Source organism: Pantoea rwandensis (genome assembly GCF_000759475.1).
Lineage (GTDB): Bacteria > Pseudomonadota > Gammaproteobacteria > Enterobacterales > Enterobacteriaceae > Pantoea > Pantoea rwandensis_B.
In genome coordinates this window covers 1,089,760-1,115,970 of the sequence record NZ_CP009454.1, presented here as the reverse complement: position 1 = coordinate 1,115,970, position 26,211 = coordinate 1,089,760, and the positions used below count along the sequence as shown (strand labels likewise).

The window sequence follows — 26,211 nt, the reverse complement described above, 5'->3', positions numbered from 1 at the left end:
ACCATTTTAAAAGTGCTGGCGCCGCAGTCAGCAGCAAAACCGAATTTATCGAGGTAAGAGTTACATGCCGGTAATTAAAGTACGTGAAAACGAGCCTTTCGACGTAGCACTGCGTCGCTTCAAGCGTTCTTGCGAGAAAGCAGGTGTTCTGGCGGAAGTTCGTCGTCGTGAGTTTTATGAAAAACCAACGACTGAGCGTAAGCGCGCTAAAGCGTCTGCTGTTAAGCGTCACGCCAAGAAACTGGCTCGCGAAAACGCACGCCGCACTCGTCTGTACTAATTTCTTTCGGAAGTTCGCTTCCGCCGCGTGTTAAGCGCAGACAGAGTCAAGTAAGAGGCCGTGCTTTCCGAAAGGAAGCGCGGCTTGTTGCCGTTTATGAGCTGAAAAACCGGGGCTTATGGCTGGACGAATTCCACGCGTATTTATCAATGACTTACTTGCCCGCACGGATATCGTGGATCTTATCGATGCCCGCGTTAAGCTGAAAAAGCAGGGTAAGAACTATCACGCGTGCTGTCCTTTTCATAACGAGAAAACCCCCTCTTTCACCGTAAGCGGTGAGAAGCAGTTCTATTACTGCTTCGGCTGTGGCGCCAAAGGTAACGCCATCGATTTCCTGATGAATCACGATCGTCTGGATTTCGTCGAAAGCGTTGAGGAGCTGGCCACGCAACACGGCTTAGAAGTGCCGTATGAAGCGGGCAACGGCCCCAGCCCGATGGAACGTCATCAGCGTCAAAGTCTGTATCAGCTGCTGGAAGGCCTCGACGGTTTCTATCAGCAAAGCCTGCGTAACCCGCAAGCGACATCTGCACAAAATTATCTCGCCACACGCGGTCTCAGCCAGCAAGTGATCGATCACTTCGCGATTGGTTATGCGCCAGCAGGCTGGGATAACGTGCTGAAACGTTTTGGTCAGCAGAAAGAGGACCGCGAATCCTTAATGGAAGCGGGCATGCTGGTCAGTAACGATTCCGGCCGCACTTATGATCGTTTTCGCGATCGCGTGATGTTCCCGATTCGCGATAAGCGTGGGCGCGTCATTGGTTTTGGTGGACGTGTACTGGGCAACGATACGCCGAAGTACCTGAACTCGCCGGAAACACCGATTTTCCATAAAGGCCGTCAGTTATATGGCCTGTATGAAGCGCAAAAGAATCATCCGCAGCCCGCGCGTTTGCTGGTTGTAGAAGGCTATATGGACGTGGTGGCGCTGGCGCAATTTGGCATCGATTATGCCGTTGCCTCGCTGGGCACCTCGACCACCGCTGAGCACATTCAGCTGCTGTTCCGTTCTACCGACACGGTGATTTGCTGTTACGACGGCGACCGCGCGGGGCGCGAAGCCGCATGGCGTGCACTGGAAACCGCATTGCCTTACATGAATGACGGTCGTCAGCTACGCTTTATGTTTTTGCCTGATGGCGAGGATCCGGACACGCTGGTGCGTAAAGAAGGCAAAGAGGCGTTTGAAGCGCGGATGGAGCAGGCTTTACCGCTCTCCACGTTTTTATTCGACAACCTGATGCCACAGGTCGATCTGAGCACGCGTGACGGTAAAACCAAGCTGGCAACGCTGGCGCTGCCGTTGATTAGCCAGATCCCCGGTGAAACTTTACGCATTTATATGCGTCAGAATCTGGGTAATAAACTCGGCATTCTGGACGATAACCAGTTAGACAAGCTGATGCCAAAGCAGGCAGAAAGCGGCACTGCGCCAACGGCTCCCCCGTTGAAGCGCACCACCATGCGCGTGTTGATTGCGTTACTGGTGCAGAATCCGCAATTTGCCGCCATCGTTCCTACGCTGGATGGGCTTGAGCAGTCAAAAATGGCGGGTTTACCGCTGTTTGTGGAGTTAGTCAGTCGTTGTACTGAGAATCCTGGCCTGACGACCGGACAGCTACTAGAGTTATATCGCGGGACAGAATTTAGCCAGCCCCTTGAAACGCTGGCCACCTGGAACCACATGATAGTGGATGATGAAGCAGAAGCCGTGTTCCAGGATTCACTGGCGAGTCTTTACGACTCAGCCCTTGAACAGCGCCTTGAAGCGCTTATCGCACGCGATCGTACCGAAGGCCTGAGCGCCGCCGAACGCCGCGAGTTCTGGGCCTTAAGTCAGGCATTAGCGAAAAAATAAGATTTTTACCAGACCAGAACGTTGAAGGCTGTTAAAGCCGCCGTTTTGGTTTGATCGTTCGGTTCGGTTTTAAGCGCACCGTACGAGGGCCGTCGGCGTCGAAGCCAGTTTCTTTACCGCCAGCGCGCAGTAACCGGAGCGTACTCAAGGACGTGCGGATTACGAGCACTGCCGGGGACGAAAGTGGCGAGTAAGCCAAGCCCGCAAAGCAAGAATTCAAGCGGCTTAAGTGCCGATATATGAAGGGTCGATACCCTGGCCGCGTTGAAGGCAGCGGCAAAAGAACAACGCCTTCACTGTTATAGTTGGCTCGCTGCCGACCGACACCAATCTAATTAACAGAAGTGTGGATACCGTCTTATGGAGCAAAACCCGCAGTCACAGCTTAAGCTGCTTGTCACCCGTGGTAAGGAGCAGGGCTATCTGACCTATGCTGAGGTCAATGACCATCTGCCGGAAGATATCGTCGACTCCGATCAGATCGAAGACATCATCCAGATGATTAACGACATGGGTATTCAGGTTGTTGAAGAAGCACCTGATGCCGATGATCTGATGCTGAATGAGAACAGTACTGATACTGACGAAGATGCCGCAGAAGCTGCCGCGCAGGTACTCTCTAGCGTTGAATCTGAAATTGGCCGTACTACTGACCCTGTGCGTATGTATATGCGCGAAATGGGTACCGTTGAGCTGCTGACGCGCGAAGGCGAAATCGACATCGCTAAGCGTATCGAAGACGGTATCAACCAGGTTCAGTGCTCGGTTGCCGAATATCCGGAAGCCATCACCTATCTGCTCGATCAGTACGATCGTGTGGAAGCGGGCGAATCTCGCCTGTCTGACCTGATCACCGGCTTTGTTGACCCGAACGCGGAAGAAGATATCGCGCCAACCGCCACTCACGTGGGTTCTGAACTGTCTGAAGAAGACCGTAACGACGACGATGAAGAAGACGAAGATGGCGACGACGACAGCTCTGACGATGATAACTCCATCGATCCAGAACTGGCGCGCGAAAAGTTCAACGATCTGCGCACCCAGTACGAAACCACCCGTACCGTGATCAAAGCCAAAGGCCGCAGCCACGCTGATGCCGTTGCAGAAATCAATAACCTGTCTGAAGTGTTCAAACAGTTCCGCCTGGTGCCGAAGCAATTCGACTACCTGGTGAACAGTATGCGCGTCATGATGGAGCGCGTGCGTACGCAAGAGCGCCTGATCATGAAGCTGTGTATTGAAATCTGCAAAATGCCGAAGAAGAACTTCATCACGCTGTTCACCGGCAACGAAACCAGCCCAAGCTGGTTCAAAGCGGCGCTGGCCATGAATAAGCCCTGGTCAGAGAAACTGCTTGAAGTTGAAGATGATGTGACGCGTTCACTGCAGAAATTGCAGCAGATTGAAGAAGAGACCGGCCTGACCATCGAGCAGGTTAAAGACATCAACCGTCGCATGTCGATCGGCGAAGCCAAAGCGCGTCGTGCGAAGAAAGAGATGGTTGAAGCAAACTTGCGTCTGGTTATTTCTATCGCCAAGAAATACACCAACCGTGGTCTGCAGTTCCTCGATCTGATTCAGGAAGGTAACATCGGCCTGATGAAAGCGGTTGATAAGTTTGAATACCGTCGTGGTTATAAGTTCTCAACTTATGCAACCTGGTGGATTCGTCAGGCTATCACCCGTTCTATCGCCGACCAGGCACGTACCATCCGTATTCCGGTGCATATGATTGAGACCATCAACAAGCTCAACCGTATTTCGCGCCAGATGCTGCAAGAGATGGGCCGTGAGCCAACGCCGGAAGAGCTGGCTGAGCGTATGCTGATGCCAGAAGATAAGATTCGCAAAGTGCTGAAAATTGCTAAAGAGCCGATCTCAATGGAGACGCCGATTGGTGATGATGAAGATTCACATCTGGGCGATTTTATCGAAGACACCACGCTGGAGCTGCCGCTGGATTCTGCTACCTCAGAAAGCCTGCGTTCAGCCACCCACGACGTGCTTGCGGGTCTGACTGCGCGTGAAGCGAAAGTCCTGCGTATGCGTTTCGGTATCGATATGAACACCGACCACACGCTGGAAGAGGTTGGCAAACAGTTTGACGTTACCCGTGAGCGTATTCGTCAGATCGAAGCCAAGGCGCTGCGTAAGCTGCGTCACCCAAGCCGCTCCGAAGTGCTGCGTAGCTTCCTTGACGATTAATCCTCGTTAAGACGAAAAACCCCGGCTTGCCGTAATGCCGATCAGTTAAGACAAAAATGATCGGTTGAACGATCCAACAGTTCTGCAAGAATCCGTAATCTCTCAGGGATTACGGATTTTTTTATGCTTCTCAGTCAGGCTCTCGATATTGTTCATAACTTTACTCCTCAGGAGTTCTCGACGCTTTCTGATCTCCTTTCTCCTGAACTTATTGACGAGTGTCTCGCGGATACCGGGACAGTAACGTTACGAAAGCGCCGGTTATCGATGGAAATGATGGTCTGGGCAGTGACCGGCATGGCACTTTTTCGCTCCCATTCGATGACTCAGCTCGTCTCACACCTGGATATTCTTCTGCCGGGAAAAAGGCCCTTTGTTGCGCCCAGCGCGGTTGTGCAGGCCCGGCAGCGATTTGGCGAAGATGTTATCCGGTTAATGTTTGAGAAAACGCAGCGCCTGTGGTTTGAAAAGACACCGCTGTCGCACTGGAACGGACTGACTCTGATGGCGGTGGATGGCACCGTATGGCGTACCCCTGACACACCAGAGAATGATGCCGCCTTCGGGCGAACGGCCAATATTAATAAGTGCTCTGAGTGGCCGCAGGTGCGAATGGTCTGTCAGATGGAAATCACCAGTCACCTGCTGTCAGCAGCAGCGTTCGACAGCGTCTCAGCTGTCGGCGAAGCCGATCTTGCCGCTCAGCTTATCCCACAGCCCCCCGACCACTCTCTGACCCTCTTTGATAAAGGTTTTTATGCGCTGGGTCTGCTGCACGCCTGGCAGTCAGCGGGAACGGAAAGACACTGGATGCTGCCGCTGCGCAAAGGAGCACAGTACCGTGTAATCCGTAGCTTAGGGGCCGGGCAGGAGTTGGTGGAATTACAGCTGTCGCCGCAGGCGAAGAAAAAATGGCAGGGTGCTGCGGACACGCTGACGGCAAGGCTTATCAGTAAAGAACTCAACGGAAAAACGGTTCAAATCCTGACATCCATGTGCGATCCCCTGAGGTATCCCAAAGCAGATGTCGTGGATTTATACGGCCATCGCTGGGAAATAGAGCATGGGTTCCGCGAGATGAAACAACACCTGCTGAATAATGAGCTGACGCTGAGAAGCAAAAAGCCAGAACTTGTGCGTCAGGAGCTGTGGGGCGTGGTCCTGGCCTATAACCTTCTGAGGTTCATGATGGCGCAGATGGCGTACAGCCTGAAAGGCGTGGAACCTTATCAGATGAGTTTTAAGCAGTCCGCACTGTATCTGAGAAGTCATCTGAGCCTGCTACCGGGCATCTCACCGGGAAAAATACCGCGGATAATGGAAGAGATAATGGCGATGGCGCCAGGGCTGGTGCTGCCAGAAAGAAGAGTGCGGCATTACCCAAGGGCGGTAAAAAAGAAGCCGCAACGTTATCCGTTGCGGCCTCCATTAAGATCTTAACTGACAAGCATTACGGCTTGCCGGGGTTTTTTATTGCCTTCAAAACGGCGTTAGCCCTTTTTCCTGCATCATTTTGCGCGCGTTATCGCTCTGCAAATACTTCACAAACTGCGCTGCCGCCTGCTTCTGCTGGGTGCTACGCGTAATCACCGCACCGTACAAAGTATCCTGCTGCACCGCCGGCGGGATTAACCCAACAATGGTAATCCCCTTCACCGCCTGCAATTCGCTGTTCTGCTGGAAGCCCAGCTCCGCTTTCCCCTGCGCCACCGCTTCACCCACCGGCGTGGCGGGGATCACTGACACTTTGCTGGCGGTCTTCGGCCCCAACGCCAGCTTGCTCAGCATCTTGCCTTGAATATATTTGCCGCTGGCACTGTCTGATATCGCGATGCTGGAGGCTTCCGTGAGGACCTGTTTGAATTTCGCCACCGTGCTGATATCCGGCGGCGTCATGCCCTGCTTCACCGCCATCGCGATATAAGAGTGCGCCAGCACCTGATGGCTGTTGCTATCCACAAATTTGGCCTGCTCCAGCGGCTTGATGGCGTAATCGACCATCACCAGCACATCGGCATTATCCTGACGCTTCAGACGATTAGGGATAGCCTGTGGCGTATCGCCCATCGAGGGTGCCGCTTCCAGCTGTAGGGTATTGCCGGTTTGCTGCTGATAATCCTGCTTCAGGCTCTCAATCACCGGATACATGCCACCGGAGCTAAATACTTTCAGCGTTTCCGCTTGTGCCGCCTGTTGCGCCATCACCAGCAGCGCCGCTAACGCGATTGTGCGTTTCATCTTCCCTCTCTTTATTTGCCATAAAGATTTGGGTTTAGTCAGAAACCACAAATTGAACAACTTCAGGGCCGCGTTAAGCGGAGCACGCTCACGCGTTATTCTGTAACCAATCATGAAGTTGGCGATAAGCTGCCGCCATCTCCTCTATCGTCGCGCGGTTTAAACCGCTGGGATTGGGCAGCACCCACAAACGCGTTTCGCCCAAGGTTTGCGGCTGCTCGCCCCACTCCACTTTGCGCTGTCGGAACGCTTTCTGGAACGCATCTTTACCCAGCACCGCCAGCGCGCGCGGCTGATAGCGTAAGATCTTCTCCTGCAAACGCGCCCCGCCATCGCGCAGCTCATCACCCGCCAACTCATTGGCCTGAATGGTGGGACGCTCAACCAGCATAGTGATGCCACAACCGGTTTCCAGCAGCCGCTGCTCCTGTTCTGGTTTCAGCAACTCGCGGGTAAAACCGGCCTGATGGATAACCTTCCAGAAGCGATTACCCGGATGAGCAAAGTGGAAGCCGGTGTGCGCCGATGATTTGCCTGGATTGATGCCACAAAACAGCACCTGCAAATCCGGCGCAATAATGTCCTGAATATCGTGCTCGCTCATGCGCTCTCCAGCCCCGCCCTTTGCTTCACTAACCGACGACTCACCGCCAGCATATTGCGCACTTCCTCATCATCCGGACAGGCACGCGCCAGCGCCACCGCACCGACCATTTCGGCCAGCATGCTAGCGGCGACGTCATCAGCCTGAGGATGATGCATTTCGTTGAGAGCCTGCGCCAGCCGTTGCCGCACCGCATCGCGACGTTGCGAGAACAGCGTGCGTGTTTCAATCGGCAGATGGGCAATTTCACTCACCAGCGCAGGCATCGGACAGCCTTCTCCCGGCGTGTTGCGATGATGCTCAGAGAGATAGTTATCGATCAGTTGTGTCAGCCGCTCGGCAGGATCGGCCAGGCTCGTGATGGCCGCAAAGCGCTGCGCCGAATCAGCAAACATCTCGGCAATCACCGCCTCAACCAGCGCTTCTCGCGAATCAAAGTGGGCGTAGAAGCCGCCGTGAGTTAAGCCTGCGCGCTTCATCAGCGCCGCCACGCCAATGCCTTCGGTGCCGCACTCGCGCATTACCACCGCTGCCTCATCCAGTATGCGCTGCCGCGTGCGCGCCTTGTGGCTTAGCTTTTCCATCTCTCACCATCCTGCTCATCGTTAATGGCAATCAGTGTAATTATTACGATCATCATATTCCAGCTTGACGAAAAATATGATGATCGTCATATTAAGTTTCATCAGATATGACAACCATCATTTACAGGAACCGACCATGATACAACAACTGGCTTTGATTACCGGCGCATCTAGCGGCATTGGTGCAACTTACGCGAAACAGCTGGCCGCACGCGGCAGCAATTTGATTCTGGTGGCGCGTGATGCCTCACGGCTTAACCAGCTGGCGCAATCACTGCGAGAGGCACATGGCGTTGACGTCCGCGTGCTGGCGGCGGATCTCACTCAAACGGATGACCTGGCAAACGTGGCGCGTGAACTGCGTGACAACCACGACATTACGATGCTGGTTAACAATGCGGGAATGGTGGTGGAAGGGGAATTTACCGACGCCGATATTCAGCCGATTCAAACCATGCTGTCACTCAATATCATCGCGCTAACCGAACTGGCCCACAGCGCTGCACAAGCCTTCCGAGCACGCGGGCAAGGCACCATCGTGAACATCGCTTCAGTGGTCGCACTGGTGCATGAGGTAATGAATGGCGCCTACAACGCCAGCAAAGCCTATGTGCTATCGCTGACGCGCAATATGGATCGCGAGTTAGCAGGCAGCGGCGTGGTGCTGCAAGCCGTATTGCCCGGCTTCACGCGGACGGAGATCTTTGATCGTGCCGGGAAATCGATTAATGACATCCCGGCTGAGAAGATGATGGAAGTCGAGGATCTGGTCGCGGCTGCCTTGAGCGGTCTGGATGCGGGCGAACTGATTACTATCCCTTCCGTGGAAGAGATGAGCCTGTGGCAGAAGCTTGATGAAGCGCGTGGCGCGATGATTCCGTATATCTCATTAAATAAACCCGCATCACGTTATCTGTAAGCTTTAGACGTTGCTGAGGCAAGGTGCGTGGTGTGCCTTGCCTCATAAAAACAGCCATGGCTGGGTGTGGGCTGAGCGTTGATATGCTGTGAAAAGGGATTTTTGCTTGGAGATCAATGACTCAGATATTGTTCTAATTTTCACCAACCGATTGGCGAACGCTGGATCACCCCTCCGAGATACTTTATAATCCCCGCTCCGCTGGCCCCTTAGCTCAGTGGTTAGAGCAGGCGACTCATAATCGCTTGGTCGCTGGTTCAAACCCAGCAGGGGCCACCAAATTTAGTGATTTAAATCATGCAGTTAAGCCACCTTTCACGGTGGTTTTTTTGTTTTCGCGTTTTGCGGTGGCGATGAAATGGCGATGGATTTAAACGCTACCCTCTTCAGGTCTGACGATAATTTCCCGACTCCACACCTTAGAAGGATTCTAGATGAAACACTTACCCGCTGCTTTGCTCTGCTCAACCTTGTTATTTGCATCCTCTGTTATGGCTAAGCAATCTGATACCGCCACCCTTAATGACAAACTAAAACCTTGGCAACCCATTGAAGTAGCATTGGTCGGCGACCAGATTACAATCGTCACACCCGGCGGAACTATCAACTCTGATATTTATTCATCCATCATCCATAGCGGAGTGTGCACGCCTATTTGGACTAAGGACGTACCAGCGAACTATCTCAAAAGCATCAAGCAAATAAATGTTATCAATAAGTTTAAATCGATTGGCTACTCGTTTGAAAACCCGCTTGAGGTATGTAAAGAGATGGGCAACCTCATGGACAAGCCCGCTACAGCTCTTATGCTAGGTAATACCCATAGTTACAATGGCAAATAGCAGCAATAAAAAAACCCCGCTCTGCGGGGTTCATTTGAATATATCTGATTAATGAAGCAGCGACGGCTGGCTTTCATGACCACCATTGCTAGCAAAAATTGGTACACGGTTTACCTGCCCCGGAGTAACAATAATCATTGCCAGTGTCTCATGCGTTTTGAACGAACAACTGCAATTAATGTTCTGACACTGGTGATAGCGCTCTTTAGTTTCTTTTGAAATGTATCTGCTGCTTTTTGCGTGTGCGGCGGTCTGGCAAAGCGGACAATGCATCATAGGTGGCGTCTCCCTGTTGGCTCGTAGGTTTAATACGCCAATTTCACATAAAGAGCAACAAAATTCACTTATTGTGAATCATCATTTTTTGAATCTTCTCCTTCTACCTCTGCCTGATACTCAACATCAGAAAGCAGCACCTCAAAATCAAGTTGAGTTGTGAAGCCCCCACTCGACAGGCTGTGCGTTACTTTGCTTATAAGCCACGGCTGTGCATCGATCACTGATTTGAATCCGCTCACTTTTACAGGGGTTTCGGGATACAGATCAGCCCGCCCCATAGCCAGCGTTAGCGAAAACTCAGCCACTCCTCGCTGTAACTTTTCCCACTTAGCTTTCGCAGCGCGCATCGCGGTTGCCTTGCTGGAGTACACCGTCGTCAGCGTAAACACGTTGTCTTCACTGCCAGCCAGATAATCACCCTCTTTTGCCTCTGGCGTTTTTACGACTTTTGCTTTGGTCTTCTTCGCCGCCGGATGCTCAAGCGCACGCAGATGACGCTCTTTTGGCTTGCGCTGTAACTTTACCTTTTTGGGTTTTGGATCTTTGGTGTGCAACCAGCCTGCCGAAACGCCGGTGTATGCCCCACGGTCTGCAATGCTAAAGCTGTGCCGGTCGCCGTCTTTGCGCGTGATAGTCATTTGCGGGATAGGCTTGCCGCTGATGGTTACGCCGTTCCCCGGATTGATGAATAACAGCCTGCCCGCTTTTACAGCCGCCACTGCACCATAAAGGGTAGCGAGCCGCGTAAGGAACTTCGCATCAGTCTCTTGCGTCTGGTCGATATGAGACACGGCAATCCCGGCAAATCCCTCTGCCAGCATGGGCTGTAGCTTGTTACGCGTTGCCACCTGCGTGACAATATCGCCCAGGGTAGTATCGTGATATGACACCTCTCGGCGGGAATTCAGCGTGCCGCGAAAATCAGCACTACGGGCACGTATGGTCATCGTATCCGGCGCGCCATGGTGCTCTACCTCATCAACAGTAAAGCTCCCCTTGCCGATCAGTGCCTGCCCTACCCACCCAAGGAATAATGAAACCTCCGCGCCGCGAACCGGCATTGCTAGCTTACCGTCTGAATCATCCAGCTCAATATCAAGCTGATCGGCCTCAAAGCCACGATTGTCTGTCAGCATGAGCGAGATAAGCCTGTCCTTGATGTTGGTTGTCACGTCCTGAGAATTCACCTTCAACAAAAAATCAGGCGTCAGTCTGGCGCCCATCTGTACGGGTAACCCGCTGATGCCGGTCATCCTAATAACCCTCCCGCTGAAGAAATAATGCTACCCGCTGCAGACTTCACGCTGTCGATTGCCGAGGTGATTTGACCTGGCAGATTGCTCACGCCGCTGATTAACCCGCTGGCCTGCTTATTGAGATCACCAAACATTGACGTCAATGATTCATCCACTCGCTTAAGGCTCAGGGTAAACATGATTTTGCTGGCTGCACCGTTTGGGAAAAACTCACTGTGCGTATTCGAAATATTCTCGATAACGTACATGCCGTAAATCATCCCGTTGCCACCAATCAGGGGCCACGCCATCCCCTGATCAGCCAAAAGACGAACGGTCATTAAGGAAATTGCACCGCCCGTTATCTCCGGGCGCAACTCCCCTGACAGCGTGATTTTTTCATCACCCGGCCCAATAAACTGAGCCGCCGGTCGCAGGCCAAACCGGTTATTCGTGGGCCAGCGGTAATCGATATTTTGCTGCAGTTCGCCATAAGGCAGCGTCTGTCGCATAAACGGCATCATGCCGTAAATCATCATCATCGGTTAATCCTCCCAGCCCATTTTGCTGCGGTTTTGCGCCTGGCGGTTACGCTGCTCTTTCGCCTGATGTTGTGCCATCAGTGCCAGCGCATCGTCTTTGGTCATCCCCTCATGCATGTTGATTTCGTACTGATAGGTGTTCTGACTGCGGTCAACCATACCGCCGCCCGTTGATGGCGCTGTAACAGGTCGATAAGGCGCGCCACCTGTTGCAAGGCTGTATTGCAGCCCGCCCGTATCCACGCCTGCGCCCCCCGTAGCCACAGGATCAGGGGACGGAACCTTGTCTTTGAGCCCATCTGACTTGGTATCGATGATGCCGAGCTTTTCCAATACCCAATCTATGCCGCTGCGCAACTGGTCAAGTGCCTGCCCCGGTATTTTCAGCGCCTCTGCCAGCATGTTGCCAAACTTCTTGCCCATGTCACCGGCAGCAGCCAGCTCGGTCTGCGTTGATTTGACCGGCTCCAGAAGTTTGCCGAACCAGTCCCACAACTCTTTGATTTTGTCACCCACTGCGGAAAAGATTGGCGTCAGCGAACCAAACGCGTTGCCTATTGGCCCCATCGCAGCAGTAAACCCCTCAGCGAAACCGCTGATAAAGGCACTAATCGGCTCCCAGTATTTCCGCACCAGTAGTGCACCGGCGACAATTGCTGCCGCCACCGCGACGACAGGCAGAGTGATAGCACCCAGCGCCGTAGCTATTGCACCACCCGCGATGCTGAACGCGGTGCCGAGGAAAGCAGCCCCGGCGATTAGTGCATTCACACCTGCAATCACCGGCCATGCAATCAGGCCGATAGCGCCGATAGCACCTACAAAAAGCAATCCAGCAGTAGCTGCTTTGGCGATTCCAGTCGAAAGCACAGGGTTTGCCTGCACCCACTTATCAATCTGCAAAAGAAATTTAGTGGTGTCCTGCGTCAAAGTGCGAAGACTATTATCCATCTGGTCAAATATATCGGTGCCAAGTGCCTCATAAGCCGACTGTAATTCTTTGAAGTCTCCGCCGAGGTTATCCTGTTGCACTTTAACCAGCTTCTCAGTGCTTCCATCGGAATTCTGAAACTTTTTTGTCAGTTCATCTAACTGACCACTTGCAGCGCTCTTCATCAAAGTTACGGCTGTTGATGCAGCCTCTTCGCCAAAGATCGTTTTCAAGTATTCTGCTTGTTGAGCTGTGCCAAGTTTGTTTTTCTCAAAAGATTTCTGCATCTCTTTTAAGATGGTAAAGAACGGGCGCATGTTGCCTTTACTGTCTGAGGTATTCACTCCCAGCTCTTTGATTGCTTTAAACGCCGCTCCGGTTGGAGCCTGCACGCGTAATAACATGGCGCGAACTCCAGTCCCTGCCATGCTTCCTGTTGTTCCTTCTTTTGCAAGTGCACCTATCATCGCCGTTGTTTGCTCGACACTCACACCCGCGTTTTTGGCAACAGGCGCTATGTATGTAAGCGCATCGTTTAACCCGTCGAATTTTGCGGCCGTTTGATTTAGCGTGGCTGAGATCACATCGCCTAAATGGGCAACCTCGCTATTAGCCAGGCCAAAGGCGTTCTTTGTACTCATGAGCAATTCCGCACTTTCTTCCATAGTGCGGTTGTTGGCGAGCGACATATTCAGCGTGACGGGGGTTGCCGCTTTGATATCGTCCACGCTGCCGCCAGCTTTGGCGATAACAATCTGCGCCTGTGCTGCGTCGTTTGCCGATGCAGCCGTGTTATCACCGATACTGCGCGCCTGTGTTTTCAGTGACTGAAACTCTGGCGAGTTTTTATCGAGACCGAGCGTTGCCTGCAGGGTTGAATTCGCCAGCGCAAAGTCGTAACCCGGACGCAGTACTGTTGACGCTGCCATCCCTCCAACCGTCGCAGCTCCAAGGCTTGCCGCACCTACGTTACGCACCTTTGACGACAACTCCTGCCCGCGACGGTAACGCTCACTGGTCTGGTTAAGCCGTTCCTGCTGCATGTTCAGGCGCTGCAGCTCCTGCTTTTGGCGACTCAGGTTGACGGTTGCCATTGCCGAGGCAGATTTAAGCCGCTGCTGCTCAGTGCTCAGGCTACGCGTGGAAATACCCGCCTGGGTCAGCGCCTCGCGCTGCTGCTGCACTGACAGGCGCAGTGCGTTGGATTTGGTCTGTAGTTCAGATGCGGCCTGCCGCGCCTTCTCCAGTGCGCGGGCCTGTTGGGTGGTGGGTCGCTCGGTATTTTTGAAGGCCAACGCCAGCGATTCGGCTTCGGTTTTGGCCTCTTTCAGTTTCTGACTGGTGACGGCGAGCTGCGCACTCGTCTTGCGGAAACCATCAATTTTAGCCGCCTGCGCATCCAGCTCTTTGATGCTGGTCTGCGTCTGGCGGATTTCAGAGGTCAGCCCTTTAGTGGCTTTTTCTATGGTTTTAAACGGGCGCGTCGCTTTGTCTACCGCGTTCAGCAGAACCTGCACTTTGAGGTTATTGCTCATCCGGGTCTACTCCGCTGCGGACTAAAGCTTTATGCCGCCAGATCATCAACTCAACCAGCGGCATGTCGTACATTTCAGAAGGGGGCCAGTGAAATATCGCGGCTATATCTGCCATCAGGTCATTGACCGTCAGGCCTTCAGGCCACTCTATTCGTCCGACTTCGAGGTTAAAAAACCAATCACCTTGCCCGCCATTGCAATCAGGTCTGCCGGGTCGAGGTTCAGGCAGTCGGCTTTAGTCAGGTTTGGCGAGGTGATGCGCGGCAGTACAACAAGCAGCGAGTCAACGTCAGAACCAGCCAGGTCGGACAGGCGCACGCCGCGCAATGAACCGGCGTTAGGTTTCATCAGCTCAACCTGCTTAATTTCGGTTTCACCACGCTTCAGCGGGGTTTCCAGCACAACGACATTTTCGTTCTGTTCCATGATAATTATCTCTGTTCACTGTAGTCAGGGAAGAACCAGCGCCGCTCAGGCGCTGGCTACAGGGTTAAACAAGGCCGAGGTTTTTACGGCGCGCTTCGAGGCGGTCAACGCCGTTCACCTTCTCCACCATGTTGATGGTGTCGATTTCGATCAGCTCTTTGCCGTTAAACGTCATCTTGTAATACGTGTTCTTGCTGGTGATTTTGGTTTCGCTGTCTTCACCCTGCTTGGCCTCGCCAAAGTCAAAGCTCTGATGCTTACCGCGCACCTCGATTTCCACCGCAATTTCTTCGCCGGTGTCATCACGCTGGTAAGAGCCGGTAAATCGCAACGGCACGCTTGAAGCGCCCCACTGCGTGAGCACCAGCTCGTCAATACCGCCGATGCTCCATTCAATATCGAGCGCGTCATCTTCCAGACCGTTGTCGATAAAGGCCGCGCCGCTCATTCCGCCCGCACGGAACGGATCAAGCTTGCGCGACAGCTTCGGCAGGGTGACGGCGGTCACCACACCCTGATAGCTGTTTGAATCGTTAAAGAGGTTCATCCCCTTAAGTTTGCGTGGCAGTGCCATTTATCCGGCTCCTTAGCTGTTTACGGATGCGGCGAACGTCGCCAGATAGCTGTCGGTAATACGCTGGCGGAAAGTCAGATCTTCCAGCGGCGGAACCGGCGTGTAGTCGTAATCGATAAAGAGCTTGCCCGCCTTCAGGGTGTCTTTATCGTTGGCGCTTTCGTCATACCAGGCTGATGCGCCCAGCAGATAACCTGCGTTCACCAGCTCGCGGAACTTGGCGTTGATACCCGCAATAATTTCCTTAACGAGTACCGGCGTCAGCGGTTTATCAACCGCCCACATGTGCGCCTCGGCGATGGTATCTGCCAGCACCTGCGCGGTGCGGGTGTAGTTTTCAAACTGGAACAATGGATCATCACTGCAGGTGCGGTTACCCCAGAAACGGAAACCGTCTTTGCGGATAAGCGTGGTGACGTCAGCCTGATTAAGCAGGTCCGCATCGGTACCAACCTGCTGCAAATCCCAGAAGACCGACGCAGAAATGCCGGTCACGCCGTTTACGCCAACGTTCGACAGGGTTTTATGCCAGCCGGTGTCGTTGTCGATTTTGGCGCGCAGGCCCAGCGCACGGGCGGTGGCATAGGCCGTGTCCGACGCGTTGGTGGTGGTATTCCACGCGAGGAAATCAGGCCAGATCACCATCAGCTCACGCTGACTGAAATTGTCGCGATACAGGCGGGCGTCGGAAATGGTCTTGCACTCCCACGCCGACACGTAGGCGAAGGCGCGCAACTGCTGCGAAATGCTGGCAAGCGCGGTGGCAACTTCCAGCGAATCGAGGCCGGGCACGCCGAGAATGCGGGGTTTCACATCGAGCTGAGTCTGCGCCGCGAGCAGCGCTTTCATGCCGGTGTATTGCCCGTTCTCGTCGGTGCCGCCGATGATGTTCGAAATGGTTTCGGCATCGTCTGCGCCTTCCGCCACGCGCACCACGACGGTGACGGGTTTTGACTGGTCAGCGATTGCCTGCAGGGATGATGCGAGCGTGCCTTTCACGCCAGCTTTACCGACTGCGCCCTGCACGTTGGTGATAAGTACCGGCGTGTTCAGCGGGAACGTTGCCGCGTCTGCATCCTGCGCGGTGCAGACCATGCCGACAATCGCGGTTGATACGGTGGAGATGGTGCGCGTGCCGTCGTTGATTTCGACGACGCGGACACCGTGATGATAATCTGCCATCTGTTGCACTCCTGGTTAAAGGTGTGCTCAGGGTGTCAGGTCAGTGCTGGCGGTGCATGCGGTTGCGGTTTGCTCATGGATCAGCGGACAAATGAAAAGCCCCTTACAGGGCTTTAACATTATGCTGGGATAATCGGCCACTCAATATCCGGAGCGGTTGAGGTATCCACCCGGTTCACATCGATTCGGTAAGTCCTCCACGCCTTCAGCGCTGCACCTTCTTCTTCCGTCTGCTCATCAAAGTCTGCCGCATCCTGTAGAGGCGCAATTTTCAGGGCAGCAACAGACAGCAACCTCAATTTCTCGGCATCAGCCGTCGCGACAAGCTCAGGCCGGCTTGGCTTTTCTGGTGCAGCCAGTACCGGCCAGCCATCATTACCGGAGACAATTTCACTCCCCAAAGTCTGGCCTTCCAGCAGGTAAAGGTAATCCTCCTGTGTAATCTCCAGCGCATCAACCGGAATAGAGACATGAATAGACGACTGATAAAAACCGCCGGTTGATGGCGCGTAATAATATTTATTTTCCATAGCATGCCTTACTGGTTCATTTTTCCGATGCTCAACCACATCACACCCGTCACGCTGGCCGTATTGGTCGAGGTCAGCGTGACGCTGGTTTTGTCAGAATTTGCCACACCTACACGGTAGTTATTAGTTGAGCTTACGTCTACTGGCGTGGCGAATTGCGAGAGCCCCACGTCAATAGTAATGGGGTATTTGATGTTTACGCTGCCTGCAACCGGTACAGCGGCAATCCCCCATTGAAAGACAATACCTCCGGGTAAAATTTGATATCCCGGCGAGGCTGCCAACATACCAAAAAAGCTCATATCCGGAACTTGCTTGCTGCCTACCCCAACAGCACGTTGAGCCGCGCTCATCAGACCAAGATTCTCCAGCGTCTCCGCAACCAGTCCGGCTTCTTTAAGTTCAGAAAGCGCCTCAGCCGTTTGGAGATACTGGCTGTGCGGATTACTGGCATCCGTGTGATTTTTCATCAGGGTGTCAGCATAGGCTTTCACCTCAATCACTGCGTTGTCCACGTATTGTCGGGTTGCCAGCACCACTGCGGGGTCTACCTTAAGCGTAACTGCGGTGGTGCTGTTCACGATCAGGATCATGCGAACGGTCTGCGTGCGCCCACTGCCCTCAACCAGTTGCGGCTTGTAGGTTTCAGCGCAGTTGGCAACCGCAATCATCACCCCTGCGTCGTCGAACAGACCGATTTCACGTATCCAGAAACCGCCATCACCCTCCGGGATAATCTGCTCGGCGATAATCTGGCTGCTGTTGGCGGTATCAATGGTCAGTGCATTGAGCTGTGCGCGGCGCTTTTCCCCGACAAGCTTTGTCTGTGCCGGGTCAGGCGTCGGCAGCGTGCCGCCACCGTCACCCACCGCCATTGATGTAATGTTCACCTTGGTGCCAAGCGCGGCGGCGTTAGCCAGCAAGGCCGCGCCCTGATTGGTCAGAACGGCAAAATATTTAGTCGTCATGCGCTCACTTCCGTCAGGTCAATAAGATGCACCGCCGCACCGGAATAGACCGGTCCGCCGACGCTGATAAGTTCAGGGGTGTAGGGGTAAACCGTCAGCTCGTCGCCGCTGTAGCTGGCAACCGCCACGGGTATTACGCCGTTTGCATCAAGGTTGATGGACAGGCCAATGAGGTGACGACTTAACGGCTTCGCGTCCGATATCATCCGCTCCAGCTCGTTGTACATTTCCTCGGTGATGCCGGTATCGAGCACACCCACGTCAAGCCGGAACGTGCCAGGCGTCTCGTTGGTTTTCCACCACTCGATAACGCGGATCAGATAGCCGAGCGGCTCGACTACGCGCCGGATTGCACCAATGGTGCCCTTACGCTGATGCACTGCGCGCGCAGCCGCCACTACAGAGCGCTTGGTGGATTCACTCCAGCCGGTATCCCAGCGGTCAACCGACCACGCCCACGCCAGATACGGCAGCAGGATTAGCGGGCATGTATAGGGATTCCAGAGCTGACGCAGCGGCACGTTCAGCTCGCCGAGTTTTGCCAGCGCCTCGGCAGCGGCAACCTCCAGCACCGACGAGCCCGTGGGTAAAAGGCGATCACTCATCCGAACCTCCTACGCCAAGCGTGTAACCGGTGCAGTACGCCGCCTGCGTTTTATCCAGCACGACGTCGGCAAGCGGCTGAATCAGGTTGACGCGCTGCACACCTTCTACGTGCATGGCGGCATAGAGTGCGGACAGTCTAATGTCACGCCCGAGTCGCTTCTGCGTGCTGATATAGGCGACAAGCTTTGCCTCAGATGCGGCGCGGATTGGCTCTGCCTCCGGCCCCGGATAAAGATAAAGCTCGGCCTCAATCTCGTAATTAACGATATCTGCTGGCTGGACGGTCACACGGTCTGCTACCGGTCGGACGTTCTCGTCATTGAGTGCCGCATCAACCACGGCAAGCAGATCGGCGGGTGCCGTACCGTCACCTTCACGCGCCAGTACCGTGACCACGACAACGGCTGGCGACGGACTGGTGGCGGACGCATCCGCCACTCGCCCGTCTGCGCTGCGTGCATGAAATTCGTAAGCACCGGAAGGCCCGGCAACACTCAGCCCTTCAAAAGCCCCCGCGATGCGCGCGCGATAATCGTCATCACTTTCCATCACCGCCGCCACGGGCGGAATAGCGGCATCCTCGGCCGCTGTGACAGTCAGCCGGGTAACGCCATTGTTAGCGCCAACCTGGTCTAAATCATCGCCCACGGCATAAGCCACCATCACAGCGCGCGCCGCCTCGTTGATGCGCTGGCGCAGGATCACTTCTCGATAGGCATTTTCCTGCAGCACCTTAACGATGGGTTCGGACTCCAGCGCCAGCACGCGGGCGACGGCCTCCTGCTGGTCTTCCGGGTAGAGCGAAATCAGCGTGGACTTTCGTTCCGCTAACAGCACTTCATAATCCAGCACTTCCACCACGTCGGGTGCAGGAAGCTGGCTCAGGTCAATGGTTGCCATGTTCTCAGCTCACAGGAATGTTTAAGGAAAAGGGTTGCAGGGTGTCTGCCCGGTTACCCGTCAGTTCAACCACCATCGCGCCGTTGTAATCCGACTCAAAGTTGATGGCGTTGAGCTTTACGCGCGGCTCCCAGCGCAGCAACGCCACATAGCAGGCCGACATAATCTGCAGGCGCAGTGACTCGTTTTGCGGCTGGTCAATCAGCGCTGAAAGCAGCGAGCCGTATTCGCGGCGCATGATGCGGGTGCCAACCGGCGTCATTAGAATGTCGCGGATTGACTGGCGAATATGCTCGATGTCCGTCAGCGCCTCGCCGGTCTCCCGGCTCATGCCGATATATTTTGCGGTTGTCATATTGGCTCTCCCGTCTGCCCGCCGCTGTCGCCTGGGTGTTTGTGCGAGTGCAGGACTTTCCCGTTTGAACTCAGCGAGCCGCCAGTATGCGTAATGTCACCCTTCATCGTGCCGCCGTCCGTCACCTCAAGCTGCGCGGTTTTTAACTTCTTCGTACACTCAACCAGTGGAGAATCCAGCAGGATTTTGACTGACGCTGCTATGGTTGCCGACTTGATGCCGGTCGCCTTGAGTGCGCCGGTTGCCGGTTCGTACTCGATCACAGCGTCGTCAGGAAATGACCAGTGCAGTGCATCAGCCGAGGCGGAGGGGGCGGGGTTTTTATCAGAGAAAATGGCCGGTAGCACAAAGCCGGTATCCGTCTCACCACCGAGGCATAAAACAATGACCTGCTCACCCACCGACGGCGCATTCCACGAACGGGTATTACCCGCGCGGGCGGTCAGCCAGTGAAGCCAGCCAGTCGTAAGATTTCCTGTATCCACGCGACATAACCCGTCGTCCAGATTTACGGCGGACACGGTGCCAATGCGGATAAGGTTGCGCAGCAGGCGCAGGATTTCTGCGAGTTGTTCGTTCATAGGGCAATTTCACCCTGAAGTGCTCAGGGCGGCAACTGACGGCCGCCCTGTGATGTACAGGCAAACACTAACACTTTTAGATGGGGGACTTTTCAACAGACAGATATTGATGAGGGTTTATTAGTTGATGTGTATCATTGAATCTCTCAAGTTCATCAAGTCTTGGCTTAAGTATCTCAATCAGCATTTCTCTGTTGGTTTCATCAAGATAATTATCATATGACCTCAACTTCTCATTAAATTCAGATTTAATGTTTTTAGAGGTAGCATTCTCTTCCAAAAATGATTTTATTAGAAAGTGGACAGTGCTATCTGTAAAAGGACCATATTTTCTATATACTTCCGACTCATCACCCTGAACTTGCCTGACCTTAGTCATTTCCTCATTCATTTCAATGCACTTCTGACTAATGACAGGAGACTTTGCTTCATGAAAATTCAAAAAAATATCCTGAGCTAACACGAAACTTTTTACTTCATAGAAAATTTTCTTGCTAGATTCAATTTCATCTGCTTTCGCGCCCATTGCTTTTAACGCACTTTCAGTTCTGATTACCAAGTCCTCTAGACTCCTCCGACTGATTCCTTGCCCCTGTTTTAATTGTAGCGCGGCGGTTGTAATAGCCATTTCACTTAGAGGCACTGCAATAGCTTTTAAGTTTAAAATTATCTCTTCCGCTCTGTCTAATGTCGCCCTAAGCTTTATGCCTGATTTAAAGATGTTGATTTCCTCAATATCTTTTGGCTGAATCGTCCCAAGGATTATAAAAATAAATCCTGCTGATACGCCTATAGCACCTCCAGCCGCCTCTCCCCTCAAGGCCATATAGACGCTAATAATTACTAATGCATACCCTAGTATTTTTGTGAATGCGGCCATTTACATTCCTTAAAACATAAAAAAGTCAGTTATCGGATAAAGTCCATAATAACGTCTTCAATAGCCTGTAAGTCCAGTTTATTTAATCCTAGAAGTGGACGTGATTCATACTGTACATCTTTCCCTTTGCGTGATGGCCGGTCGCGCAGCCCGTAATGATGCACGCGGGCCATTCGCTGCACACGCCCGGTAAACTGGATCACCGCCTCGTCTGATGTTGACTGCGCTTTCAGGTATTTTGCGGTGCGAAGCTTGGCGAACATCTCACGTTTAACCCGCCCTTTTTTACTGCGAATGGGCTGCGCCTTGCGGGGTTTAAACGGTGTGCCGTCGGGTGCCTGCTGGTTTTTGATGTTCTTTTGCTGGCTGGCGCGCAGCTTCTTCGCAATGTTGCGCGCCATCTCTTTGCGTGCCGGGGCAGACAGGTTGCCAATCAGCGCATTCAGCCGGTCATTGACGATCTGCAAATCGTTCACGGCTGGATCTCACTGATAAGCACGCCATCGGCATACATCTGCAGCGGGCGATAGTCATTTTCCGGGGGCGGGTTTTCATTCAGGTGCGTGACGTGCAGATTGCCGTCAAGCTCTTTGACGATTACCCGCTCACTCAGCAGAAGGTCGATACTGATATCACTGGCGGTATCGCTGATCACATCGGCCTTGAAGGTGAAACCGGCCTGCTGCTTTTCTCTTGTCGCCATCATGTCAGGCTCATTTACGCGCAGCCATGCCAGCATCGGGACGACCAGCAAATCAATATCGCCGGTGTAGTCGGTTATCACCATATTCAGCCGGTACTGATATTCAAACGACAGCGAAGTGGCTAGCGTGGAAACAATGCGCCCGCTGTCGATAAATACGTTCAGGCTGTCAGGGTTTCGCTGCAGCAGCGGCACGCTGTCGGTCAGTGCTTTGCGCAGTTGCTGTGGTTTCAACATCGTGTTGCTCCTGACAGTCTTTAATGGTTTCAACCTGCAGCCCGCAGGATGCGAGCGCCGCCTCAAGCTGGCGATTGTCCGCCGCCAGATCGCCCGCCGTTTTAAGGCTGTTTCCCGGCACCGGGCAGCTTGTCACGCGCGGACAGCCAATCCAGATAATCTCTGGCGCTGGCGAAGGCCGGTCGGGTGTGCAGCCGGATAACATCGTCAGGCAGAGCAGCAGCAGACCAGTCACGTAGTATCGGGTTCGCATCGGTTTCTCTCTGTATTTGTGCCTCACGGGTCAGCGCACCGGCGCTGGCCCTCCCCTGCATCAGCCGCAGCTCAGCTTCGCGCTTCTGGCCCTGCAGGTTTTCACTGTTCAGCCTGGCTATCGCCTTGTCACGGCTCTCGATACCCGCCGACAGCGTGCCGATAATTTTTTGTGCGCTAACGAGTTCACCGGCGGCAACCGACCAGCGCCAGCCGGTCAACCCCAGCGCAACCAGTGCCGCTGCCAGCAGTGCGCCAATGATGCGCGTCATGCTGCATCCGGCTCCGCCAGCATGGATCGGCAAATCTGGAAGACAATGACCGTCAGCACGTAGCTGATCAGGGTGATAAGCCAGCCCGAGTAAGCCAGGCTGATGACGATTAGCAGTTTAAGCCCCCAACCGTAGGCACGGCTGAGCACTCCTTTTGCAGGACGGTTGAAAAGCCGCGCCAGCTTATCGCGCATTTTCTTGCCCGCCTCGCCGCCCGCCATAACCGCCGCCATACCCGCAAATACCGTCAGCCAGACGAAGGTGTTCATCAGCCAGATGAAAGCCACGGGCAGATTCATCAGCCAGCTTTGCGGATCACGCAGCCCGGCAATCAGCAGCCCGATATACACGACATCAACGATCACACTCAGAATTTTGTTTTTCACGGCACGACTCCTTTTAAGCACCAGACCAGTTCACGCCCACGGCGGTTATCCAGCCCCTGATTGAATACACCCTTCACGTACACCCAGCGCGGCAACTGCATACATGCCTCCTGCCATCGCTCCTGATTCAGCAACTTCACCAGCGTCGAGCTGCAGGCGTTGCCTGTTCCGACGTTGAAGGCAAACGACACCACGGCGTCATAAACCTTTTGCGGTAGCTGCGTGAACACGCAGCGGGACAGCGCCTTTTCGGTGCGCAGTACGTTGGCAATAAACGTGCCCGCCGCCTGCCGCTCGGTGATGGTTTTACCCGTCACCACGCCAACCGTGTTGCCAATGCCGTCGGTCCATTTGTCCGCGTCGCACTTGTAAGGACTCAGGCGGCACCCTTCGTAATCGGCGATAAGCTTCATGCCTTCGACAGAGGTGTGCAGCGTCTGGAATCCCGGCAGCGTGGCGGCGATGGCCAGCACCACACCCACCGAGCAACGCTTAACGATTTGCAGATTCATACTCCTCCTGGCTGATGCGCCCGCGTGCCAGTAACAGGTAGGTTTTTCGCTTGTAGTACCAGCTGATAAACGCCATCAGCAGGCCAATCACCACCCCTGCCAGGGTAGAAAAATCTTTAACTGACATATCACCCAGCCACGCCATACCCAGCGCGATAAACCAGACGATTGCAGTGCGAATGTTTTCCCACATAGTTCAGTCCCAAAGGTTTACGGTGTCACTCGTTGACGACGCCGACAACTCAGGCAGATCAACCGGCCAGCCGTGCGGCAGAACCGGCCCGGCTTCGGCAAGACCGTGATTAGCCTCGTAAACCAGCTCCGTGACCTGCTCCGTCCGCCCGTAATGGCGGTAGCAGATATCGTCAACGGTATCGCCCTGCAGGGCATACACCCGCATCACAGCAGACTCACGATGCAGCCGGGGCGCTCAGCGACGCGGCTGATACTGAATCGAGCATCGCGCCAGTACTCGTCGGCGCTGACTTCGATTTCCGTTGCTTTTTTGGTACCGCTGGCGTCATAGCCACGATAGCGCTCGGCAATGGTGGCGGCAGTCATTGACGCAACGGCGGCGATGTAATGCGTGACTTTTTCGCTTACGCCGTCCAGCGTTTCCGCCGGTACGGTTTCCAGCGTTTTGAAGCCCGTCGCCATCTGCTCGGCGCGCCAGTCGTACAGCTCGGCGTTCACCTCAGAAATTGCGGTCAGCACCGCCTGCCGCAGTCGCTGTGCGGTAACAGTGCCCTCATAGCGAAGCGAGTCACGCAGCAGTTGCAAATCGATATCAGGCCAGAAAAACGTGTTCTTAACTGGCGGCTCGGCAGCGTCTGCCGGTCGCGGTGCGGATATAACTACCGTGCTCATAATTGGCCCTTAAATAGGTGGGCGGTGGAGGACGGCGCAGACACTGAAAGTGCGTTGCCGTCCTGCCGCCCTGCGCGGGGTCGCGTCCGGTCAGCGGCTGTTCTGTGCCTGCTTTTTCATCACAGTTGCCAGCCGCTCAATGTCCTTCACAACGCCACAGCGGTCATGCAACTGCAGCGCGCGTTGTAGATGTTTCATCGCCTCATGAGTCCCGCCCGAATCGCGATAGACATATCCGATAATTTTGTGCAGCTTGGCGCGCACTTCATCGGGCATGTCCTCGCCGTCGGTCAGCCGGAGGGTTTCGAGAAGCGGATCGATGTTCACCGCCTCTTTTGCCGTCCAGGCTCGCATCGCGGCGCTGGCAACCTCTTCTGCCAGCAGGTACGGCAGGCTGTCACGCCTGAATCCGTCAGGTGACACCAGACCATGCTTCAGGGCGTATCGGGCGATTTCGAGCGCGCCGGTTACGTCGCCTGTGTCCAGTCGCCAGATCATGACGGTCATCACGATGGCATCCTGCGCGCCGCGTCCGCTGTTCATCACGCCTTTCACCCATGGCACGTATTCGGGCAGCATCTGACGCTTAATGTCTGCCTTCTTCTCTTTGCCATAGACCTTTTTCAGGCGACGCTTGTCCTCGTTGAGTTTCACGAGCATCTGCTCATAGCCGGTAGCGTGGCGCATCGGGTTTGCATCCCGTTGCGATTCGGTTTCGGCCTGGACGCGCATCCGGTGACGGCGGGCGGGACTCAACATGCGTTACTCTCCGCCCGTTCCGGCTGCGCCAGCACCATCACCGCCAGCACCAGCACCGTCAGCATCACTCTGGGGTTCAGACTCGGTAGTGGCTTCAGGCGGGGTAAATACACCAAGCTGGATGTTTTCGATCAGACAGCCCGCCGCGTAGTCTTCCACCACGTAATCTTCGTTAGCTGATTCGTAGTTTTCGATGCGGTCACGCTTCGGCACCTCTTCGATATGGCGGCGCTGCGTGCCTTCCTGCCAGTAAATCGACAGGTTATCGAGACGGGTCACCATCATGGCGTTAGGCGGGAAGTACGGCACGCGCACCGCTGGCAGATTGCCGATGCGCTTCTGGCTGACGATCACATCCGCCGCAAGCTGTTCGGTGTTTGGCTGGCTCTGGTTCACAATCGGGAAATATTTGTCAGCCAGTAGCTGACGGCCCACGATGACAACCAGCTCCGGGTCTTCCTGGTACCACGGTTCGATCAGGTTATTGGTGGCATCCATTACCAGCGCGTCGAGGTTGGCGTAGTCGCCATCTTTACCCACGCGGATTTTTGCCGAAATCACCGTGCCCTCTTCATCAGTGACCTTGCTCATTACGCGGTCTGGCGCTTCGTTGCGGTACTTCTGCAGCCAGCCCACCGCCACGTCCTGCAGCATCGGGTTCTGTGCACGGCTGGATGTTTTAGCGCGGCGCGTACCGTTGAAACCGATCATGATGCGGTCCAGCGCCTGACGCTGAATGATGGCGTCGCGTAAGCGGGTCTGGAAATCGTCATAGCGCGCCCACAGGTCGAGCGTGTTGTAGCGGATGTGGAAATCGAAGTTGACCTGCGCGCACTCATATCCCTGGCTGTCCAGCGCAGAGAAATCAGCAGTTTCGCGCTCGTCACCGCCAGCGGTGTCGGTGGTGCTCGCAATCGAACCGGACACGCCGACGCCGATTTTCTCGCCCTTCATCTCCGGCACCGGCACGATATTGATGCGGGTCAGAAACGCGGACGACTCCTGCACGCGGGTCATCAGTTTCTGTGCGACGGACGGCTCAACGCTGAATTTCTTGTTCATGTCGCCGGTTTCGACGCCGTTCAGCTCGGCAACGCGTGACATGTAGGCATTAAATTTAAAACGGGTTTGCTGGCGCATTGGCGCTCCTGTTAATCAGTGTT

Annotated in this window: 35 protein-coding genes and 1 tRNA gene; 7 read left to right on the top strand and 29 right to left on the bottom strand. The window is 54.4% G+C overall.

Annotation, left to right across the window (positions count from 1 at the left end; all coding sequences use genetic code 11):
• The first annotated feature begins 64 nt into the window (after positions 1-64).
• The 4 genes from rpsU (at position 65) to LH22_RS05210 (ending at position 5,789) form a co-directional block, all read left to right on the top strand.
• Complete coding sequence (gene rpsU / locus LH22_RS05225; RefSeq protein WP_001144069.1) at positions 65-280, top strand: 30S ribosomal protein S21; 216 nt, start codon at positions 65-67, stop codon at positions 278-280.
• A 118-nt stretch (positions 281-398) separates the two neighbouring features.
• On the top strand, positions 399-2,144 hold the full coding sequence (dnaG, locus tag LH22_RS05220) for a DNA primase (RefSeq protein WP_038644656.1): 1,746 nt from the start codon (positions 399-401) through the stop codon (positions 2,142-2,144).
• Positions 2,145-2,504: 360 nt separating this feature from the next.
• A complete protein-coding gene (rpoD, locus tag LH22_RS05215; protein ID WP_034828348.1) occupies positions 2,505-4,349 on the top strand; it encodes an RNA polymerase sigma factor RpoD in 1,845 nt (614 codons plus the stop codon).
• A 123-nt stretch (positions 4,350-4,472) separates the two neighbouring features.
• Positions 4,473-5,789 (top strand): IS4 family transposase, encoded by a 1,317-nt coding sequence (locus tag LH22_RS05210; RefSeq protein WP_038644653.1) that lies wholly within the window; start codon positions 4,473-4,475, stop codon positions 5,787-5,789.
• A 39-nt stretch (positions 5,790-5,828) separates the two neighbouring features.
• Here the strand turns inward: LH22_RS05210 and LH22_RS05205 are convergent, their stop codons facing one another.
• From LH22_RS05205 to LH22_RS05195, 3 genes are all read right to left on the bottom strand, one after another.
• On the bottom strand, positions 5,829-6,587 hold the full coding sequence (locus LH22_RS05205) for a substrate-binding domain-containing protein (protein WP_038644651.1): 759 nt from the start codon (positions 6,585-6,587) through the stop codon (positions 5,829-5,831).
• A gap of 88 nt (positions 6,588-6,675) precedes the next feature.
• Positions 6,676-7,191: a G/U mismatch-specific DNA glycosylase gene (mug, locus tag LH22_RS05200; RefSeq protein WP_038644649.1), complete on the bottom strand. Its 516-nt coding sequence runs from the start codon at positions 7,189-7,191 to the stop codon at positions 6,676-6,678.
• Positions 7,188-7,775 carry a TetR/AcrR family transcriptional regulator gene (locus LH22_RS05195; RefSeq protein ID WP_038644647.1) on the bottom strand — a complete coding sequence of 196 codons (588 nt, stop codon included), beginning with the start codon at positions 7,773-7,775 and terminating at the stop codon, positions 7,188-7,190. The genes mug and LH22_RS05195 overlap by 4 nt, the downstream gene beginning before the upstream one ends.
• A gap of 136 nt (positions 7,776-7,911) precedes the next feature.
• Between LH22_RS05195 and LH22_RS05190 the strand changes: the two genes are divergently transcribed.
• From LH22_RS05190 to LH22_RS05180, 3 genes are all read left to right on the top strand, one after another.
• A complete protein-coding gene (locus LH22_RS05190; RefSeq protein ID WP_038644645.1) occupies positions 7,912-8,694 on the top strand; it encodes an SDR family NAD(P)-dependent oxidoreductase in 783 nt (260 codons plus the stop codon).
• 203 nt (positions 8,695-8,897) lie between these two features.
• Positions 8,898-8,973, top strand: a tRNA-Ile gene (locus LH22_RS05185).
• Between the two features lie 155 nt (positions 8,974-9,128).
• Positions 9,129-9,536, top strand: a complete 408-nt coding sequence (locus LH22_RS05180) for a hypothetical protein (protein WP_038644643.1) — start codon at positions 9,129-9,131, stop codon at positions 9,534-9,536.
• A 48-nt stretch (positions 9,537-9,584) separates the two neighbouring features.
• Here LH22_RS05180 and LH22_RS20060 read toward each other — a convergent pair whose 3' ends face one another.
• The 26 genes from LH22_RS20060 to LH22_RS05065 form a co-directional block, all read right to left on the bottom strand.
• Positions 9,585-9,812 (bottom strand): ogr/Delta-like zinc finger family protein, encoded by a 228-nt coding sequence (locus LH22_RS20060; protein WP_071845589.1) that lies wholly within the window; start codon positions 9,810-9,812, stop codon positions 9,585-9,587.
• Between the two features lie 68 nt (positions 9,813-9,880).
• Positions 9,881-11,068 (bottom strand): phage late control D family protein, encoded by a 1,188-nt coding sequence (locus LH22_RS05175; protein WP_038644641.1) that lies wholly within the window; start codon positions 11,066-11,068, stop codon positions 9,881-9,883.
• Positions 11,065-11,592 (bottom strand): phage tail protein, encoded by a 528-nt coding sequence (locus tag LH22_RS05170; protein WP_038644639.1) that lies wholly within the window; start codon positions 11,590-11,592, stop codon positions 11,065-11,067. The genes LH22_RS05175 and LH22_RS05170 overlap by 4 nt, the downstream gene beginning before the upstream one ends.
• A gap of 3 nt (positions 11,593-11,595) precedes the next feature.
• Positions 11,596-14,058 (bottom strand): phage tail tape measure protein, encoded by a 2,463-nt coding sequence (locus LH22_RS05165; protein ID WP_038644638.1) that lies wholly within the window; start codon positions 14,056-14,058, stop codon positions 11,596-11,598.
• The gene (locus tag LH22_RS20055) at positions 14,048-14,173 is read right to left on the bottom strand and encodes a GpE family phage tail protein (RefSeq protein ID WP_071845588.1); all 126 of its coding nucleotides are present in this window, start codon (positions 14,171-14,173) and stop codon (positions 14,048-14,050) included. Before LH22_RS20055 ends, LH22_RS05165 begins: the two co-directional genes overlap by 11 nt.
• A 32-nt stretch (positions 14,174-14,205) precedes the next feature.
• Entirely contained in the window at positions 14,206-14,484 is a 279-nt protein-coding gene (locus LH22_RS05160; RefSeq protein WP_038644636.1) for a phage tail assembly protein, read from the bottom strand.
• A 64-nt stretch (positions 14,485-14,548) separates the two neighbouring features.
• On the bottom strand, positions 14,549-15,058 hold the full coding sequence (locus tag LH22_RS05155) for a phage major tail tube protein (protein ID WP_038644634.1): 510 nt from the start codon (positions 15,056-15,058) through the stop codon (positions 14,549-14,551).
• 12 nt (positions 15,059-15,070) lie between these two features.
• Positions 15,071-16,240, bottom strand: a complete 1,170-nt coding sequence (locus tag LH22_RS05150) for a phage tail sheath protein (RefSeq protein ID WP_038644633.1) — start codon at positions 16,238-16,240, stop codon at positions 15,071-15,073.
• Positions 16,241-16,359: 119 nt separating this feature from the next.
• On the bottom strand, positions 16,360-16,770 hold the full coding sequence (locus LH22_RS05145) for a tail fiber assembly protein (RefSeq protein ID WP_038644629.1): 411 nt from the start codon (positions 16,768-16,770) through the stop codon (positions 16,360-16,362).
• A gap of 8 nt (positions 16,771-16,778) precedes the next feature.
• Complete coding sequence (locus LH22_RS20835) at positions 16,779-17,738, bottom strand: phage tail protein (RefSeq protein ID WP_081946711.1); 960 nt, start codon at positions 17,736-17,738, stop codon at positions 16,779-16,781.
• Positions 17,735-18,343: a phage tail protein I gene (locus LH22_RS05135; protein WP_038644628.1), complete on the bottom strand. Its 609-nt coding sequence runs from the start codon at positions 18,341-18,343 to the stop codon at positions 17,735-17,737. Before LH22_RS05135 ends, LH22_RS20835 begins: the two co-directional genes overlap by 4 nt.
• Positions 18,336-19,244: a baseplate assembly protein gene (locus LH22_RS05130; RefSeq protein WP_038644627.1), complete on the bottom strand. Its 909-nt coding sequence runs from the start codon at positions 19,242-19,244 to the stop codon at positions 18,336-18,338. Before LH22_RS05130 ends, LH22_RS05135 begins: the two co-directional genes overlap by 8 nt.
• Positions 19,245-19,248: 4 nt before the next feature.
• Positions 19,249-19,599: a GPW/gp25 family protein gene (locus LH22_RS05125; protein WP_038644626.1), complete on the bottom strand. Its 351-nt coding sequence runs from the start codon at positions 19,597-19,599 to the stop codon at positions 19,249-19,251.
• The gene (locus LH22_RS05120) at positions 19,596-20,180 is read right to left on the bottom strand and encodes a phage baseplate assembly protein V (RefSeq protein ID WP_038644624.1); all 585 of its coding nucleotides are present in this window, start codon (positions 20,178-20,180) and stop codon (positions 19,596-19,598) included. The genes LH22_RS05125 and LH22_RS05120 overlap by 4 nt, the downstream gene beginning before the upstream one ends.
• Positions 20,181-20,256: 76 nt before the next feature.
• The gene (locus LH22_RS05115) at positions 20,257-21,060 is read right to left on the bottom strand and encodes a hypothetical protein (RefSeq protein WP_038644622.1); all 804 of its coding nucleotides are present in this window, start codon (positions 21,058-21,060) and stop codon (positions 20,257-20,259) included.
• 29 nt (positions 21,061-21,089) lie between these two features.
• Positions 21,090-21,536 (bottom strand): phage virion morphogenesis protein, encoded by a 447-nt coding sequence (locus LH22_RS05110; RefSeq protein ID WP_038644620.1) that lies wholly within the window; start codon positions 21,534-21,536, stop codon positions 21,090-21,092.
• Entirely contained in the window at positions 21,533-22,000 is a 468-nt protein-coding gene (locus LH22_RS05105) for a phage tail protein (RefSeq protein ID WP_038644618.1), read from the bottom strand. Before LH22_RS05105 ends, LH22_RS05110 begins: the two co-directional genes overlap by 4 nt.
• Positions 21,933-22,205 (bottom strand): Rz1-like lysis system protein LysC, encoded by a 273-nt coding sequence (lysC, locus tag LH22_RS20830; protein WP_240474691.1) that lies wholly within the window; start codon positions 22,203-22,205, stop codon positions 21,933-21,935. The genes LH22_RS05105 and lysC overlap by 68 nt, the downstream gene beginning before the upstream one ends.
• Positions 22,102-22,524: an Rz-like lysis system protein LysB gene (gene lysB / locus LH22_RS05100; RefSeq protein WP_038644616.1), complete on the bottom strand. Its 423-nt coding sequence runs from the start codon at positions 22,522-22,524 to the stop codon at positions 22,102-22,104. The genes lysC and lysB overlap by 104 nt, the downstream gene beginning before the upstream one ends.
• Entirely contained in the window at positions 22,521-22,910 is a 390-nt protein-coding gene (locus LH22_RS05095) for a DNZ54_00345 family protein (protein WP_038644614.1), read from the bottom strand. The genes lysB and LH22_RS05095 overlap by 4 nt, the downstream gene beginning before the upstream one ends.
• On the bottom strand, positions 22,907-23,422 hold the full coding sequence (locus LH22_RS05090; RefSeq protein WP_038644612.1) for a lysozyme: 516 nt from the start codon (positions 23,420-23,422) through the stop codon (positions 22,907-22,909). Before LH22_RS05090 ends, LH22_RS05095 begins: the two co-directional genes overlap by 4 nt.
• On the bottom strand, positions 23,403-23,615 hold the full coding sequence (locus tag LH22_RS05085; protein WP_038644610.1) for a hypothetical protein: 213 nt from the start codon (positions 23,613-23,615) through the stop codon (positions 23,403-23,405). The genes LH22_RS05090 and LH22_RS05085 overlap by 20 nt, the downstream gene beginning before the upstream one ends.
• 3 nt (positions 23,616-23,618) lie before the next feature.
• On the bottom strand, positions 23,619-23,822 hold the full coding sequence (locus tag LH22_RS05080; RefSeq protein WP_038644608.1) for a tail protein X: 204 nt from the start codon (positions 23,820-23,822) through the stop codon (positions 23,619-23,621).
• Positions 23,822-24,289 (bottom strand): head completion/stabilization protein, encoded by a 468-nt coding sequence (locus LH22_RS05075; protein ID WP_038644606.1) that lies wholly within the window; start codon positions 24,287-24,289, stop codon positions 23,822-23,824. Before LH22_RS05075 ends, LH22_RS05080 begins: the two co-directional genes overlap by 1 nt.
• Before the next feature lie 90 nt (positions 24,290-24,379).
• Positions 24,380-25,048 carry a terminase endonuclease subunit gene (locus LH22_RS05070; protein ID WP_038644604.1) on the bottom strand — a complete coding sequence of 223 codons (669 nt, stop codon included), beginning with the start codon at positions 25,046-25,048 and terminating at the stop codon, positions 24,380-24,382.
• A 3-nt stretch (positions 25,049-25,051) separates the two neighbouring features.
• Positions 25,052-26,188, bottom strand: coding sequence for a phage major capsid protein, P2 family (locus LH22_RS05065; RefSeq protein ID WP_038644602.1), 1,137 nt, complete (start codon positions 26,186-26,188; stop codon positions 25,052-25,054).
• Positions 26,189-26,211: the final 23 nt, after the last annotated feature.